This is a genomic window from Vibrio crassostreae (genome assembly GCF_024347415.1).
Lineage (GTDB): Bacteria > Pseudomonadota > Gammaproteobacteria > Enterobacterales > Vibrionaceae > Vibrio > Vibrio crassostreae.
This window is the reverse complement of record NZ_AP025477.1, coordinates 197318-213882: the sequence shown is the minus strand read 5'-3', so window position 1 is coordinate 213882 and position 16565 is coordinate 197318. Positions and strand designations below refer to the sequence as shown.

Genomic DNA, 16565 nt, shown 5'->3' with positions numbered 1-16565 from the left:
TCGCCTAACTGTAAGGCGAGAATCAAAAATCTATATGTTCGACTGGGTGGTGTTCTATCTAATTAAAGGATGCTCGTGGCACCCCTTTAAAATTAGATGATGCCCATGTCTTTACCAACTTGGATGAACGCATCGATTGCGCGGTCTAGTTGCTCACGAGAGTGTGCTGCAGACATTTGCGTACGGATACGAGCTTGACCTTTTGGTACTACAGGGAAAGAGAAACCTACAACGTAGATACCTTTCTCTAGAGCGCGCTCTGCGAATTCAGCCGCTACTTTTGCATCGCCAAGCATGATTGGGATGATTGCGTGATCAGCACCGCCCATAGTGAAGCCCGCTTCTTCCATGCGAGTACGGAAGTGAGCAGAGTTTTCCCATAGTTGAGTACGTAGGTCACCAGACTCAGCTAGAAGATCTAGAACACGGATAGACGCGGATACGATTGCAGGTGCAACAGAGTTAGAGAATAGGTATGGACGAGAACGCTGACGTAGCCAGTCGATCACTTCTTTCTTACCAGACGTGTAACCGCCTGAAGCGCCACCCATTGCTTTACCTAGCGTACCAGTGATGATGTCGATGCGATCAACAACGTTGTGGAACTCGTGAGTACCAGCGCCGTTTTCACCCATGAAGCCCACAGCGTGAGAATCATCAACCATTACTAGTGCATCGTACTTGTCTGCAAGGTCACAGATAGCAGGAAGGTTAGCTACTACGCCGTCCATTGAGAATACGCCGTCAGTTACGATTAGCGTGTGGCGAGCACCAGCTTCTTTAGCTGCGATAAGTTGCTGCTCTAGCTCTTCCATGTTGTTGTTCGCGTAACGGAAGCGCATTGCTTTACACAGACGAACACCATCGATGATAGATGCGTGGTTTAGAGCATCAGAAATGATTGCGTCTTCTTTGCCTAGAATCGTTTCGAATAGGCCAGCGTTCGCATCAAAACAAGATGTGTATAGGATTGTGTCTTCTTTACCTAGGAACGTAGATAGCTTTTGCTCTAGTTCTTTGTGAGAGTCTTGAGTACCACAGATGAAACGAACAGAAGCCATACCAAAACCGTGTTGATCCATACCGTCTTTAGCAGCTTCGATAAGGTCAGGGTGGTTAGCAAGGCCTAAGTAGTTGTTTGCACAAAAGTTTAGTACTTCTTCACCAGTCGAGATAGAAACCGCTGCTTTTTGAGCAGAAGTGATAATGCGCTCAGACTTGTAAAGACCTTCTTCTTTAACTTCTTCGATTTGAGTTTGAATCTGTTGGTAAAATGCAGAAGACATTGTTCATTCCTTCCTAATTATTATTCAGCAGCATCACGCGCCGCTTTATGTAGGGATATAAACGATCTCAAAACGATCATTTACACTGTAAAACTAATGCCTATATTCTAGTTGAACATCCGCATTCCGATTATCCCTTTAGTTGGAAAAACATTAGTGAACCTGAGGCATTAATAATAGTTCATCCCAGTGACACAGGGCACATAAACGCGTCTTACCTGTTCTTTTTAACGTCAAATCGCCCTCCATTTCGGTCTAATTTCGCTGCCATATCAAATATCAATTTTTCATCTCAGAACGATATAGTGATGAATTTAGGTTTATCTCAGAAAATCCAGCCGTTTAATTGATGAAATTGATTCACAAATCACACGAAATCACTCACAATTGCCATTACGCTCATCGTTGAAACTTGTTTAACTGGATACTTATGATTAATCCTAAGCTCATCGCCCTACTTCCTGATCTCGCCTCGTTCATCTTAGTGGTTAATGAAGGGAGCTTTACCGCTGCAGCAAAGCATCTAGGGGTGACACCCTCTGCGTTGAGTAAACTGATCACACGCTTAGAAAAAGCGCTCTCAGTGAAGCTGTTTGAACGCACGACTCGTACTTTGATCATCACACAAGCAGGCCAACTGGTTTATGACCAAAGCGTGGTCATGATTAACGCTGCACAGCAAGCGGTTGAGTTGTCGACCTCTGATCACACAGAACCAGCAGGCTCCATAACGGTAGCGGCGCCTGAAGCTTTCTTAAACTCAGTGCTACAGCCTTTTGTTGTTCCATTTTTAAATCAGTATCCAGAGATCCAACTCAAGTTAAGAGCGGCTGACGGCGACATCGACATATTGCGCCAAGGTATCGACATTGCGTTTCGCCTTACCGATAAGCCCGATGAAAGCTTGGTTTTGAAAGAGCTTGGAAAGACAAACCTCGTGTTATGTGCGAGCCCCTACTATCTGAAAGCCAAAGGAGTTCCAAGCCACCCAACAGACCTTTCTGAACATGACTGTTTATACCTTGCAGAGACAGACAAAGACCACATTTGGGACTTCCTTAAAGATGATGAATTTCACACGGTGCCCGTCAGTGGGCGGTACGCAGTTAACCACTCGCAAATGCGACTCAAAGGTGTGAAAGAAGGTCTAGGCGTCGGTATTTTCCATGACTTCGTGATTCAAGACGCGCTGGCTGAAGGTTCTGTTGTACAGGTATTAGAAGATTGGACCATCAAGAGTAATTACCATGGCGCCATCGCTATGCAGTTTGCACAAACCAAGTACATGCCCGCCCGCCTACGCGTGTTTATTGATTACGCGATGGAGCACTTAGGTGACAAGCTGGCAGGAGAAATAAACTAATGCTAAAGGGAATACACCACGCTGCAATAATCTGTTCAGACTACGAATTGTCGAAACGCTTTTATACGGAAGTTTTAAAACTTGAGATAATTGCCGAAAACTATCGTGAGGCTCGCCAGTCGTACAAGCTTGATTTAGCGCTACCTAATGGTGCTCAAATTGAGTTATTTAGCTTCCCTAACGCACCGGAAAGACCTAGCTTTCCTGAAGCTCAAGGGCTGAGACATTTGGCCTTTTGTGTTGATGACGTTCAACATGCCAAAACCTATTTGGAAGGACAAGGCATTGACGTCGAACCGATTCGAGTTGATGAGTTCACGAGGAAATCATTTACGTTTTTCGCAGACCCAGACGGCCTGCCGCTAGAACTTTATCAGATCTAAAGCTTTATCAAATCTAGAACGGTATCAAGTCTAAAGTCTTCTTCATAAAAGAAGCGATCATCTGATTAATAAAACGGACTTTCTCAAGTCGAGAAAGTCCGTTTACATGTCAATTAACTCAACGCGGTCTTGAATCTCTCAACGCGTGAAAACAGTAACCAATCCAATAGCATTGCAATCACAATCGTTGCACCCGCGAGTGGAAACAATATCGAAATAATAACCACAGTCACTAAACCCGCTTTCCATAAGCCAGCATCGCCAAACTTCGGTGGCGTTCCCAACTTGCTTTGACCTGAAGGTCTGCGCATCCACCACATCACACCGCCAGTCACTGACACAACGATGAAGGCCAAGCAGAACAAGGCATTTAGAAGCTTATTGATGATACTGATGTCACCTTGGTGCAGAGAAATACCAACAGCTAGCGTCTTGGCAATGAAGTTGTAATCTTGCCATGTCACCTCACCCAGAATACGGCCTGAGTATTGGTCTAGGTGCGTAGTGCGATCTTGAGTTGGATCGATGATGTCACCACCCATAGTGTTCGCTGTCACCGTGTAAACACCCGTTTCTGAACGTGGGAAATTCACCTTGTAATGCGTGAAACCAAGAGATCGTGCTTTCTCAATAACATCATCAATCGCGAAACTGCTCGCCGCAATGACATGTCGAGAGTGGTCTTCTCCCATCTTAGAATGATCATGAGGTTCGGACGCCTCTTCCACATGATGAACGTGTTCTGCAGGCTTATCTTGAGACAACGGCAGTGGTGTCTGTTCCAGATTCCATGGCAGTTCTTCTTCTGAGCCATGGTTAAGCGATGCGTGTGTCTTATCAGACAGCGGAATATCATCCCACATTTGAGCCGGGAAAGTGCTCCATGCTTGAACAAGCTTACCGCCCCAGAAACCTGTCCACGCTAACCCTGATAGGATAAAGAGCAGCAGAATAAGAGATAACGTGCCACCTATGTTCGCATGCAAGTCTCGCATCAGTACGCGCGGTCCGGATGACACTCTCAGCTTAAGAAAGCCAGCACGGCTCGCGTTATCTCTTGGTAGCCATAAGTAAATGCCACTAACTAGCAATAGAATGGATAAACTTATCGCCACTTCAATCAGATAATCCCCCCAATCACCAATCAATAAAGTTCCGTGGATGTCATTTGCCAGTTGATACAGGCTGTCGCTGCGTGGCACCTCACCGACGACTTCACCGGTATATTGATTCACTGTTGCGAAAACCGATGTGCCGTCTTCCAGAGAGACTGAAAAACGGTTCGCCAAGTCAGGCACTTTGCTTGGTACAAATTGTGTCACTGAACCTTGCGGATATTGATTCTGCACTGCTGCTAGCTGTTGTGACACTTTAATCGGGTCGCCCAATGCAACAATCTCGATCGCATCGTGATGGAAAGCTAACTCGATTTCATCGTCAAACAACATCACTAAGCCAGTAATACTTAACATCAGCATGAAAGGGATAACGAATAGCCCAGCATAGAAGTGCCAGCGCCAGGTGAGAAAGTAGAGGGTTTTATTGCGCTCTTTGCTTTTAATATTGGTTTTCGAACCAATTGTTGCACTGCTTGTAGGTTGCGAAGTCGCTTGTGCCTTCGCAGTAGTTTGAGATTCATTTCTCAACATTATTATTTCCTTTGACATGCGCAAACGTACCTTCTGAAAAATCAGAAAGTCACTTAGGCATGTTTAACTTTACTTAATACTTTGTTTTTTAATTATGTTAGAAGGTTAGGTTTAAGCAATATCAAAGGGAGGGCCGCGCGGGGCTTGCCTCGTGTAGCGTTCGCTTAGAGCCAAAAAAGCGTAGCTGTCTGAGACAATAGAACTCAGTCGAGTTGTCAGTAGTGTAGTTGGAAGTTCATCTTGGTGAAATGTGGAAAAATGGCTAAACGGACACGGCTTACCTTTGTGAGTATTCGGTTCGCCTTCTTCAATTTGAACCAGTTCAAAGCCGTTGACCGTACACAACGACGCCCATACTCCCGCACTGTTACCATGAGCATTGATAACAGGCATTAATGTCACTAAAGCCCAACTTAACGCTGTGGCAAGTAACATGGAGAGATTGAACGAAGTTCGGCGCATTATTCCAAATCTTTATAAATTTCCCTTATTATGAGGCACTTGCTATATAGGTAAACGTAAAGATTAACATCAAGTTAAAAAATTGAAGCTAACGCACACTCTATTTAGTTAAAAACTGGTTACAACAGAAGCGCTAAAAAATATTACGCACCTCAGTGCATCAAACTGATTAGAAAAAAGACAATAAAAAACGCCGCCTACATTTTCCAACAAAGGGAAATATAAGCGGCGTTTTAGAAGTTGAACTTTGTTATCTACTAACTTGTTTTGGTCACTCTAGCGAACAAGATGGCTATCGGCAGTGATAGCTAAACAAATATAATACTAGGCAAACGGAACAAATAAGCGAATTAACCGAAGATCTTACTCCAAATGCTTGGGTTACGCTTCTCATGGTACTCTTCACGAAGGCCGTCAATAGTACGAAGTTCTTGCTGTGCCGATTCTAAGTCACCTTGGTCTAGCTTCTGCTCAATGCTATCCAGTGATGCACTGATCTTTTTGAAGCCTTCCATGAAATTGTCTTCTTTCTCGACAGGGTAAACACCCGTTTTCAGCTCTGCCACTAGCGTATCTAAACGAACGATAGGCTTTTGCATCTCTTCAATGCTCTGAGCTTCTGCCGCTTGTTTGAACGCAAGCTTCATTTCTTGCATGTTTTTCTTAAGGTCAACATTAGCAAATGCGTTGCCAGACAATACTGAAGCAGCGATTAAACCAGATAAAAGGATTGAGCGAGTTTTCATTGTTTCTCCAAGTGAAGCTGTGACTTTGAAGATAGCGCCATCATTACTGTGGCACTTCGACTTTATTATTTTCGGCTAGTGTATACAAAAATCGGTCAGGCACAAAAATTGATTGTATCGAAATGCAAACCCGCCGACATTCTCTTAAACAAGAGCTGAGTATTCTGGGATTTCATTACGACCGCGCAAGGCCAAAAAGGCCAGGAATTGCTTTGGCGAATGGGTAATCACTTTACTCGAATCGACACCCACTTCATCTAACAATGCGGCGACTAAATCCAAGCCACCGACATCTAAACAGAAATGCGCATCGCTCCCTGTTGTAATAAATGCCCCCTTCGCCTTCGCTATTCTTGCGATCTCAAAACAGCGGTCGACACTACCAACTCGGCTATTGCCTTTGAGTGTGGTGTTGTTGATTTCAATCGCCACGTTGTTCTCAACCGCACATTGAATAACGGCTTCAAAATCGAAATCAAAATTAGGATTGCCTAAGTGACCAAGCGCATCAATTCGACCGCCCTTAATCACATTCACGAGAGCCTCTGTATGGGTCGCGATATCTGATGGGCGGAACACGGGCTCGTGGAAGCTTGCAATCACCCAATCTAGGTTCTTATCAACGCTCGGATGAATGTCGATTTCTCCCTGAGTGTTCATAATGTTTGATTCAACGCCGCGCATAATTGCAACGTCTTCGATAAAGCGAGGAAGCACACGCTGATTACTGAAGAACCAGTAGTGTGGCGCACCTGGCATTGATTCTGAATGATCAGTAGTACAAAACATGTCTAAGCCATTTTGTTTTGCCGACTTGGCATTCTCGATAAGCGTGCTGTAAGCATGACCACTTGCGTATGTGTGGGTGTGAGTATCTACTTTGAGTTCCATGAATCAATGCCCTCTAGCTTGTTCTCTAAACGTTTTCAGAAAATAACCTTAAATCTCTTTCTGGAAAGGTGTGCCTTGTGGCAACAACAAAACCAGTTTATCAGCAGAAAGTGACAATTAGCACCATAAGCTAACGCTTAATTTTTGCTTAATGGCATAGTAGCGCGTAAACCGGTAATTGAGCCAATTTCTTGCTACCTACCCAAGTTCGTCAATACTTAAACCAGTTCACACGCTGGAGTGTTAGATGAGACGAAGACGTTATCCGCTGAGTATCCACATCACTAGCCTTTTCCTAATTTTGACAACGTTTGTCGGTGCAGTTTTGATATCAATAAGCTATCGGCATTCTCAAGAGCTGCTATTGGGCACAGTTCGTGAGGTCAGTAATGAGCATCGTGATAAACTGGAATCAGTGTTCAAGCAAGCAGTAGCGCCTGTCATCACCACTTTGAACGTGATGGCGGTCAGTCCGTTTGTTAATCAACAAAGCTCCTCTACCGAGAAGGAGTCTTGGCTAGCATCAGTCGATATCATCTTCAAACAGAATACTAATTTAGTTGCGCTCTTCTATGGCTCGGAGGATGGCAACTTTAGAATATTCCGCCCCTTGAGCACCAATAAACAAAGGGCCGAAAATAATGCCCCTGCCAAAGCGACCATGATGGTCAGTAGCACTAATTTGGATGGTGAGAACTTTATTACCTACCTCGATGGTGCGCATCAGGTCATCAGCACGGTGCAAAGCGAGAGTAAATTTAACCCAACGACTCGTACTTGGTATCGCAATGCAAAGCCCGATGGTTCAATCCACCTATCCGAGCCCTATCTTTTTTATTTTCTTAAAACCAATGGCATTACACTGTCTAGGCGTTCAGCTGATGGCAAGCACGTGGTAGGCGCCGACTTCACGCTGAGTTCACTCTCTTCTCAGGTCAGTGAGCTGGCCTACTCTCCGCAGACCAGACTGGCTCTATTTGACCAACACTTTAACCTTCTGGGTCAGCATCAACTGGATTTAACGACCTCAAACCTCACCTTCCAAGCTAACCATGACGATACTAATAATGTAAATGGCGCAGGCAAACTCTCTGGTAGTGAGCAGGAGCAGAGCTTTTTTAACATCCCCAAACGAGAGCAAATGGAAGCGTTAAAATCTTCAGTATTGGGTCCGCTAATCTCAGATGAGGAAAAGTTTAACCTCAATCTCAAAAACGTCGAGTACAACCTGAATACATGGGCACTGACCTTAACTCCGGTTGAGCTCACCCAAAACGTGACCCTCTATCTAGCAGAGGCGACACCACACAATGAACTGCTTTCTGACCTCATTTCAATGCGTGACAAACAAGTCGCGGTCGCGATTGGGATGTTGTTTATCTGCTTTGGTATCGTGTGGCTAGTAGCTAATCGGCTGTCCCAGCCTCTCAATACCTTGATGCAGCTTACCGATAACATTGCACGATTCGATTTCCGCCGTACTCATTATCCAAAGAGCATGATTAAAGAGGTCGCAAACCTCGCCCACTCCATTGAATTGATGGAACACACACTTCATGACCTGATCAACTTGCTGCGAGACACAGCAGGGAATCAGGAGTTCTCGATACTTGCCAAGAACATCGCTCACCAAAGCTATTTGATAACCAAAGCCGAAACCATTGTGCTGTTTACTCAATCAGAGAAGAAAGATGTGTTTGATACCGCCGCCAACCTAGCGATCATTCCCTTCAAAGCAGACATCAATGACTTCATCAAACACACACCTTGGTTACTGTGCAAACTCAAGTCAGGAGAGACCATCCACCTAAATCGAGAAGATAATGTGCTCAATTACTATCAAGACTCAATCTTCAATTCAGATCTGTACCTATTTCCGTTGTTGAACCGTGAAAAACTGTTGGTTGGTATTGTGGCGATTGGCTATGAAAGACCGATTACCAAAGCTCAAGCAGATAAACACGCCTTTTTAAGAGAGTTATTGAGCTTCGCGGAAATAGCCAAAGACAACATTGACCAAATGCAGCAACAGAAAGACATGCTCAACGCCTTTATCGAGTTGATCGCATCGGCGATTGATACCAAGTCACCATACACGGGAGGGCATTGCCAACGAGTACCTGAGCTCACCAAATGGCTGACCCAAGCAACCATTGATGATGACCGCTATTACCCGCAATTTTCATTGGATAGTAAACAGTGGGAAGAGTTGATGCTCGCCGCTTGGCTTCATGATTGCGGTAAGGTGACCACGCCTGAATATGTGGTAGACAAGGCAACAAAACTAGAAACGATTTACGACCGAATCCACGAAGTACGAATGCGTTTTGAGTTGTTGAAACAGCAAGCAGAAACCGATTACTGGAAAGCCATGGCGAACGGTGCGCTACAAGAAGAGCAACTAAAAATACTCGAACAAAGCTTATCCGAACTGGATGAGGAGTTTGCCTTTGTTGCACAATGCAACCTTGGCGGCGAATCAATGACACAAGAACAGTTAGAACGATTGGACCAAATAGCCAAGCGTCAATGGAAACGAACGTTAGATGATCAACTTGGAATATCTTGGGCTGAAAAAGAGAGGTACAACTCGTGGCAGAAATCGTCGCAATCTGCCGACGCTAAACCAGATAACAGTGAACAGACATTACCAGTGATGGAACCACTCCTTGCGGACAAGCCAGAGCACAAGATCCCATGGGATAATGGCTTTAACCCAGCAGAATTGTGGCAAGAAGAGTTCGTCCTTAAGCCTGGAGAGGTGAAATACAACCAAGGGGAGCTGCACAATTTGAAAGTTCGCCGTGGTACGTTAAACGATGAAGAACGTTTTATGATCAACGATCATATTATCCAAACCTTCACCATGCTTAACAAGCTGCCTTACCCACCTTACCTCAAGAATATTCCGGATATCGCGAGCGGGCATCACGAGCGTATTGACGGTAAGGGCTACCCAAGAGGCTTAAGCGAAGATCAACTGCCTCTACCTTCAAGAGCAATGGCAATTGCTGATGTGTTCGAAGCTCTCACCTCTAGTGATCGACCATATAAGAAAGGCAAACTCCTGAGTGAATCACTCAACATCATGACCGATATGGCGACTAGCGGTCATATTGATCCCAAGCTCTATTTGCTGTTTTTGGAAAACAAGATCTACGACAAATATGCTGAGCGATTCCTAGAAATGAACCAGCGTTGCGAGATTGACCCAAACGAACACATCGACCGAGTAAAAGAGTACATACGCTCATTATTCTAAGCTTTAAGCTAACCATTCAGGCTGAAGACCATAAGCTTCATAAGCTCAATGGTTAGCTTTTAGTTGCTGAGTCCAATACCGCAGTATTCGCTACCACCATTGTGGTGTGTGGTTTTTGTTTGGCTTTCGCCTTGCTGTGTCTTTTTGCCAGCAATGTATTGGTGATGCTCGCCACGACAATGAGGTTAATGCCAATCATCTGCTGAGTAGAAAACACATCATCAAAGAATAACCCCTGCCATAACGCGCTAAACAACATGTTTGTAAAAATCAGAGGGGCCAACTGGGAACCGCTATCTGCCAGCTTATACGCTTTGGAACGGAAGATTTGGGTATTGATGGTAAACAGTGCAAGGCCGAAAGCTCCGAGAACAATCCAACGTAAATCGTCAAAAGACAACAACGCCGACAGGAAGCCTTTTTCAGCACTTTCACGTACCTCGGGAACCGCAGAAACTGAAGTAAACACCACCATTGGAATCACAATGATTGCCGCGACTAAAAAGGTCCACGCGTTAAGCTCTGCTGGCGAAAGGCTCGTCTTGGATGCTCTGTATAAGCTGACTTGCGAGCCAGAATTAAATACCCCCGCGAGAAGCCCAAGCAGAAGCGCAGGTCTAAAGAACTCCGAACCTAACTCAAACTGCGACCAATCCCCCGCCATCATCACTACGCCAACAAAGGTGACAGCTAAACACACTATCGTCGTTGTATGAATCTTGGTGCCAAATATTAATTTTTCTAACAATGGGATAAACAGAGGACCAGTGCTGAACAACACTACCCCTTCAACGAGAGTTAAAGTTTGTAGTGAAGTAAGGAAACACCACTGACACGCCACCATAAAGATCGCCCGCATCACTAAAGGTTTCCACATTTCTCGTGTCGGCTTACTGATCTTATAAAAGGTCAGAAAAAGAAATAAAAACAGGCTGGGTAACAAAAACCGCACAAAACTGAGTAACGAAGTGGGCATCACTTCAGATAGATATTTGGCCATTAAGCCACTTAAAGACAAACTAAACGTCGACAACAACATGAAAGTCGTCGCCTTGGTAATATCAGACATAATTATCACCTCCTATAACATTTATTTTAGAGGCGTGACGTGATGAAAAATAGCGAGTAATATTAACTATAACTGTAAGGAAAACTTACCAATGAAAAAACTCGTTCCGCTTAAATCCGTTTATGCTTTCATTGCTGTAGCTGAAACTGGCAGCATGACCGACGCCGCTCGGGTGTTGTATGTTAGCCACTCTGCGGTAAGCCAAGCTATCAAGTCCCTGGAGCAACTGGTCAACAAACCGTTGTTTCAACGAGTCGGTCGTCGTGTTGTGCTTAATGCTGCAGGTAAGCGATATTACCGAAAAGTCGCTCCCGCACTTGAGCAAGTGATAGAGGCTACCGAAGAGCTTGCCAGAACACCTAACGAGCACCGCATTACCCTTAACATGGTCAATTCACTCGCGATGCACTGGTGGATTCCCCGCGTCCCCGATTTCCAAGCTTTTGCTCCCTCACTTGATATCCGTATTTCCACGTTAACTGGCCCTTTTGATCTAGAGCAGGAAGGTGTCGATATTGCCCTTGTGCACGGCAAACCGAATGAATGGGATCAGTATTACAGCGAAAAGCTTGGCGATGATGATCTGGTCTTGGTATGCAGTCCAACTCTGCTAAAAAACCAGAGTGAGTTAAGCGTTCAACAACTCGTCAAACAAAACCCGACCATTGGTGTTTTTAACCTAAGGCGACAACACGACTGGCAGGTATGGTGCGACAATTACCAAATCCCACTGCCCACATTCCATAGCAATCTAACATTCGATGTCTCCATTCAAGCCGTGCAAGCTGCAATTCGCTCATTAGGCGTATTAGTAACGCATCGCTTGTTTGTGAAAGATGATATTAGCCACGGCATGCTGGTAGAGCTTGGCGATCCAGTAGCTAACCCGCACCAAGATTTCTACTTTGTTTGCCCGAAAAACAAATTAAAACAAGAAAGTGTGCTAAAACTGAGAACATGGTTGAGACATGAATTCACACGCTCAGAGACAATAATCAGCGGTGATATTCAGGAATAAAACTGCTCTAGCCCAAATACAGCTAGCCGTTATTCAGCTAGTTACAACGCATCTAACTTACAGAGGCCATTATGATTATTACCACTACACAATCTGTCGAAGGCAAACGCATTGTCGATTACAAAGGGGTTATTGCCGGAGAAGCTATCCTAGGGGTGAACGTGTTCAAAGATATGTTTTCGGGTATTCGTGACTTTGTGGGTGGACGTTCTGGTACCTACGAGAAAGAACTGGAAAAAGCACGTAACTACGCATTCAAAGAGTTAGAGCAGAAAGCGATTGAAGCGGGTGCCAACGCAGTGGTAGGCGTAGATATTGATTACGAAGTACTTGGCACAGGCAATGGTATGCTGATGGTTTCAGCAAGCGGCACAGCAGTGGTTGTGGCTTAGTTGAATCACTCGCTAAATCGTGTGATTACCTAGAAAAAACGCCCCTTAGCTAAATCGTTAGCTAAGGGGCGTTATTGTATTCGTTGGACAACTTAGGCTTGAATAGCTCTAACTTGCACGACCTGCTGGCTCAGAGATCATGGCATCAAAAGAGGCCATTCGAGCCAAAAATTCTTTCCTATCTTTAGGCATAATTGAGCTTGCCATCGGTAAGTTAGCCTTCATCGCATCGACTGCTCGACCACGAACCAATACCTCAAAGTGCAAATGAGGACCTGTGATACGGCCAGTTGCACCCGATAATGCGATTTTCTGACCTCGCTTAATTTGCTGACCTTTCTTAACGAGGAAGCGGCTCAAGTGAAGATAACGTGTCGTGTATACGCTGTTATGTTCAATCACCAAGTATTTCCCGGCATAAGGGTGGTCACGAAGCGCCACAACACGGCCATCACCCGTTGAGTATACGGGGGCGCCCACAGGCGTCGCAAAGTCAGTACCATTGTGTGGCGAAATACGCCCTGTCACTGGGTGTCTTCGTTTAGGGTTGAACGATGAGGTAATTCTTCGGAATTTTCTGTCTACAGGGTATCTATCGAAAGCTTGCTCTAGGCTATTACCCTCTCTGTCGTAGAAAAGACCGTCAGGCGCAAGAAACGCCGCCACTTCTCGGTTTCTTAATTGAATTGAGATACCTTGAACTTCTGTTTTGCCCGTTAAATGATCATTCGTGTACTGCTCTTTGACCAGTACATTAAAGCTGTCACCTGCTCTTAGTTCACGAGCGAAGTTAACTTTATCTTTCAACGTGCGAGTAATATTGGCTATCTGAGCTGTCGTAAGCCCCGCTTTGTATGCAGATGTTGAAAAGCTACCATGAACACTGCCCGCGTAGAGTTTTTCTTTCCATTCACCAGGCATTTCATGAAATTGGTAGTTAAAGCTTCCATCATCATTTTTCGTAAAGACAGCTTGTTCTACGAGACTTTCATGGAAAATGAGCTCTACGAGTTGTTTAGAGTCACTATCCAATAGCAACTCTAGATGGTCACCAGGCTTTATTGTGTCGAGTTTCAAAGATTCAAGATCCGCTTCCATGACCTTGTGAACCGTTTCATAAGGCAGATTCCACGATTCGAATATATTACTGAGGGTATCCCCAACCTTCACAAAGTAGTGAATTTTGATCATTGAGTTCGAATTGGTTTGTGGCGGCGCCTGTTCCTCACCGTCCGTGTGCAGTTCTTGATAAGGCGTGACTTTTATCGAGATTTCTTTTTCTGGTTCAGGATGAAAAGAGAGCAAAGCAGCAAGGGAAAATGCGCTGATAGCAATAACGATCAGGCCAATACGGAGGAACTTCATAAAATACTTAGCGGTTATAACGAGGAACTTAGAAAGTGTTATAACATAACAATTCATTCAAAGAAATAAATGAAATGTAAGAAACCGCAGCGCGATAGGCGTGAAAATATGGTGGGCATGCAAGGCCCACCATCTTAGTTAACACTACTCTTTATCTAGCATTATTCTTCACGAAGTGCTTCGAAGCGTTCTAAGCCACGCAGCATCTCAAAGTCAGGTTCATCAGCCAATAGCTCTCGCATTGAACCACTGGCTTCGATAGAGCGCTCTAAGTCATCGATCGCTTGGCCTTCAGCACCTAACCTTGCGTAGGCACAAGCACGTTGATACAAGGCGTGAGCATTTTGATCGTCCACTTCCAACACGCGATTACATAAGCTCATCGCCCAGTGGTATTCCTGCATGTCCATTGCTGCATCGGCTTTGTAAGTTAGTGCTTCCAAATCACCCGGGCGAACTTTTAAGATCTCATCGTAGATTTCAATTTTCTGCTCGGCGGTTTGAGCATTCTGAGCCCTCAACCATAAATTATGAATTTCATTGATGATTTCGATTTCTCTGTTGTTCTCTGAGATGATTCGAGTCTTACGCTTAAGATCCCTTTCAAGAACGTTAAACTTCTTCTCATAATCTTGGGCTATGTCGTTGAGTCGTCTGTCAGCCATCTCTTTGGTGGTGTGTTTCAACTCTTTGAGTGATTGCCAACCCACCAATGCAATAAGAGAAGCTACACCAGCAATAATGTAGAAAAAATACGTCACAGTCACATTGGCATAGTTCAGCGATTTATCCGCTACTGACAATTCACGATCTGTCATCTGGATTGTGAGACGCCTTTCAAGATCCTGCTGCTCCATTCGTAGTTGCTTCAGCTCATCCAAGATATAGCGCTCCATCAGCGGTCTATCCAAATACTCTTGTTCAGAGTACTTAACCTCTTCGCTTGCAAAACTCATCGCGCTGAACACCGAGATAACTGCAATCAATAAGATTCGAAGCATTATACATTCCTTATATATTTATCTTTAGACTAACTGTATCTCGTAATAAGCATACAAGCTAGGAAGTCGACAATTTTGCCATGTCCATATTGGAATTAACACTCTAAAACATCATTGATAATTATAAAACACCTGAAGCAACATCATTAATTTCTAAATTATAAAAATACCGCGTAATACTGTTCTATATAATTAATTCGCGATGCGAATATACCAAAAATTGATTTATTGCATCGAGATGAATCTTATATTAATAACGATCAGAGCGAGGTTAATTTGAATAATCCACGATACGATTTATTAAGCCGTGTACTGCACTGGGTAATGGCTTCTGTAATCATCTACGCAACAATAGCAGGGTATGTGATGCACTATGTCACCAGCCATCCAGAGCTGTTTTCTTTTTTGTCAGTGCTCAACATGTCATTGGCGACCGTTGCGACACCGCTGCTCGTGGTGCGTTATATCTGGAGCCACTTTCGCTCATCGCCAAACATGCCAACCTCTGTGCCTGAAGGGCAAAAATGTGTAGCTAAGCTTGCACATTCTTTGATGTACCTTGTGATGTTTATGGTTTTCAGCACCGGTTACTTAATGCTAAAGGAGCCGTACTCTTTATTTTGGCTAGTGGGCGTAAATAACCTAATTACCAACTCTGCAATCAACGGCTTCTTTTTCTATCTACATCGTGCCAGTTGTATTGCCCTCGCCTGTTTAATTGTGCTGCATATCAGTGCCGCCCTTAAACACCACTTTGTCTCTAAGAACTATGTATTGAAGATGATGCTCTAGAATCAGAGAACTCAGGACGGTTTACACAAACAAAAAAGCCATAGCATGTTCGCTATGGCTTTCTTATTTCAATTCGCTTACTTGGTTTGGGTATCAAGCATCACTTGCCAGTATTCACATTTTGCCAAGAACTCTTTTAAATAAAGTTCTGGGTTAGCAAGCTTCTCGCCGCCTTTAACATCGGCGCCAGTCACTCGCCAAAAGCCTCGAGTTACCAAGTTTCGATGATAAATAAAATCGTTAAGTTCATTTGTCTTCAAAGGAAGCTGCTCACCAAACGTCTGTTCGTATAGGCTCAACGTAGAGGCTTGTTCACTTGAGGTCTCCCTTAAAAAGGTATCCAGGTCCAAACCTAATGACTGTTGCTGCTCTTTTGATAATGCTTTAGTTAATTTAGAGATCACAGTAAACAGCGCCAGTTCTACTTTTTGTGATGCTAATAACGACGCACCCAAAAGTGCATGTTCATTGGATACGTGTTGTTCTGTTGATGAAACGGTAGCTGTTGTCACTGTGTTAACCTCAAATAGTCATAATGGATGTTAGGGAGCGATTCCAATTACGCGCTTTTGCTAAACTGGATTTGTTCAGCATCAACAATCATAAAACCAGTTGCGTCTTCGCTCTTCTCTACTTTTACTAAACCTTTAAAGCCTATTTGCGACAACTTTTTCGCAAGGTGCTCTGGCGCTGTTTCAAAAACAACCGTCATAAAAGGTAAGTGCTCTGCGTCAACAAAGCCATGCTCGTTAAACAGTTCCATTGCTTGAGATAAATGGTCTGAGTCGGTTAATTCAATAATTTCTACAACTTCTTCCAACAACATTTTCGATTCCATATTCGCCAGAAAGTGACTGACACAAGCACTTACGTTTTGCTCGCATAC

At 44.2% G+C, this 16565-nt stretch carries 16 protein-coding genes; 6 read left to right on the top strand and 10 right to left on the bottom strand.

Features of this window, described 5'->3' with window-relative positions:
* Positions 1–92: 92 nt before the first annotated feature.
* On the bottom strand, positions 93–1286 hold the full coding sequence (locus OC193_RS16725) for a glycine C-acetyltransferase (RefSeq protein WP_048663373.1): 1194 nt from the start codon (positions 1284–1286) through the stop codon (positions 93–95).
* Between the two features lie 430 nt (positions 1287–1716).
* On the opposite strand from OC193_RS16725, the gene OC193_RS16720 reads away from it, so the two are divergent.
* Entirely contained in the window at positions 1717–2649 is a 933-nt protein-coding gene (locus OC193_RS16720) for a LysR family transcriptional regulator (RefSeq protein WP_048663372.1), read from the top strand.
* Positions 2649–3032 (top strand): SMU1112c/YaeR family gloxylase I-like metalloprotein, encoded by a 384-nt coding sequence (gene gloA2 / locus OC193_RS16715; protein ID WP_048663370.1) that lies wholly within the window; start codon positions 2649–2651, stop codon positions 3030–3032. Before OC193_RS16720 ends, gloA2 begins: the two co-directional genes overlap by 1 nt.
* 113 nt (positions 3033–3145) lie before the next feature.
* Here the strand turns inward: gloA2 and OC193_RS16710 are convergent, their stop codons facing one another.
* The 4 genes from OC193_RS16710 to OC193_RS16695 all read right to left on the bottom strand — a co-directional run bounded on the left by OC193_RS16710 (position 3146) and on the right by OC193_RS16695 (position 6780).
* Positions 3146–4681, bottom strand: a complete 1536-nt coding sequence (locus OC193_RS16710) for a PepSY-associated TM helix domain-containing protein (protein ID WP_048663369.1) — start codon at positions 4679–4681, stop codon at positions 3146–3148.
* Positions 4682–4792: 111 nt separating this feature from the next.
* On the bottom strand, positions 4793–5143 hold the full coding sequence (locus OC193_RS16705) for a hypothetical protein (RefSeq protein WP_048663368.1): 351 nt from the start codon (positions 5141–5143) through the stop codon (positions 4793–4795).
* Between the two features lie 350 nt (positions 5144–5493).
* Positions 5494–5889, bottom strand: coding sequence for a cytochrome b562 (locus OC193_RS16700; RefSeq protein ID WP_017100642.1), 396 nt, complete (start codon positions 5887–5889; stop codon positions 5494–5496).
* A 144-nt stretch (positions 5890–6033) separates the two neighbouring features.
* Positions 6034–6780, bottom strand: coding sequence for a phosphatase (locus OC193_RS16695; protein ID WP_048663367.1), 747 nt, complete (start codon positions 6778–6780; stop codon positions 6034–6036).
* Between the two features lie 247 nt (positions 6781–7027).
* Between OC193_RS16695 and OC193_RS16690 the strand changes: the two genes are divergently transcribed.
* On the top strand, positions 7028–10042 hold the full coding sequence (locus OC193_RS16690) for an HD domain-containing phosphohydrolase (RefSeq protein WP_048663366.1): 3015 nt from the start codon (positions 7028–7030) through the stop codon (positions 10040–10042).
* Positions 10043–10094: 52 nt separating this feature from the next.
* Here OC193_RS16690 and OC193_RS16685 read toward each other — a convergent pair whose 3' ends face one another.
* Complete coding sequence (locus OC193_RS16685) at positions 10095–11111, bottom strand: DMT family transporter (RefSeq protein WP_048663365.1); 1017 nt, start codon at positions 11109–11111, stop codon at positions 10095–10097.
* A 91-nt stretch (positions 11112–11202) separates the two neighbouring features.
* On the opposite strand from OC193_RS16685, the gene OC193_RS16680 reads away from it, so the two are divergent.
* The gene (locus tag OC193_RS16680; protein ID WP_048663364.1) at positions 11203–12129 is read left to right on the top strand and encodes a LysR substrate-binding domain-containing protein; all 927 of its coding nucleotides are present in this window, start codon (positions 11203–11205) and stop codon (positions 12127–12129) included.
* Positions 12130–12200: 71 nt separating this feature from the next.
* Positions 12201–12521 (top strand): heavy metal-binding domain-containing protein, encoded by a 321-nt coding sequence (locus OC193_RS16675; protein ID WP_004730185.1) that lies wholly within the window; start codon positions 12201–12203, stop codon positions 12519–12521.
* Between the two features lie 108 nt (positions 12522–12629).
* On the opposite strand, the gene OC193_RS16670 is transcribed toward OC193_RS16675, so the two are convergent.
* Together OC193_RS16670 and OC193_RS16665 are read right to left on the bottom strand one after the other, a co-directional pair.
* Complete coding sequence (locus tag OC193_RS16670; protein ID WP_048663363.1) at positions 12630–13886, bottom strand: peptidoglycan DD-metalloendopeptidase family protein; 1257 nt, start codon at positions 13884–13886, stop codon at positions 12630–12632.
* 161 nt (positions 13887–14047) lie between these two features.
* A complete protein-coding gene (locus OC193_RS16665) occupies positions 14048–14887 on the bottom strand; it encodes a tetratricopeptide repeat protein (RefSeq protein ID WP_048657743.1) in 840 nt (279 codons plus the stop codon).
* A 276-nt stretch (positions 14888–15163) separates the two neighbouring features.
* Here OC193_RS16665 and OC193_RS16660 point away from each other — a divergent pair, with 276 nt between their 5' ends.
* Positions 15164–15679 (top strand): cytochrome b, encoded by a 516-nt coding sequence (locus OC193_RS16660; RefSeq protein ID WP_080967372.1) that lies wholly within the window; start codon positions 15164–15166, stop codon positions 15677–15679.
* A 77-nt stretch (positions 15680–15756) separates the two neighbouring features.
* On the opposite strand, the gene OC193_RS16655 is transcribed toward OC193_RS16660, so the two are convergent.
* Positions 15757–16191, bottom strand: a complete 435-nt coding sequence (locus OC193_RS16655; RefSeq protein WP_048659122.1) for a hypothetical protein — start codon at positions 16189–16191, stop codon at positions 15757–15759.
* Positions 16192–16238: 47 nt separating this feature from the next.
* Positions 16239–16505, bottom strand: coding sequence for a hypothetical protein (locus tag OC193_RS16650; RefSeq protein WP_048659121.1), 267 nt, complete (start codon positions 16503–16505; stop codon positions 16239–16241).
* Positions 16506–16565 lie beyond the last annotated feature (60 nt).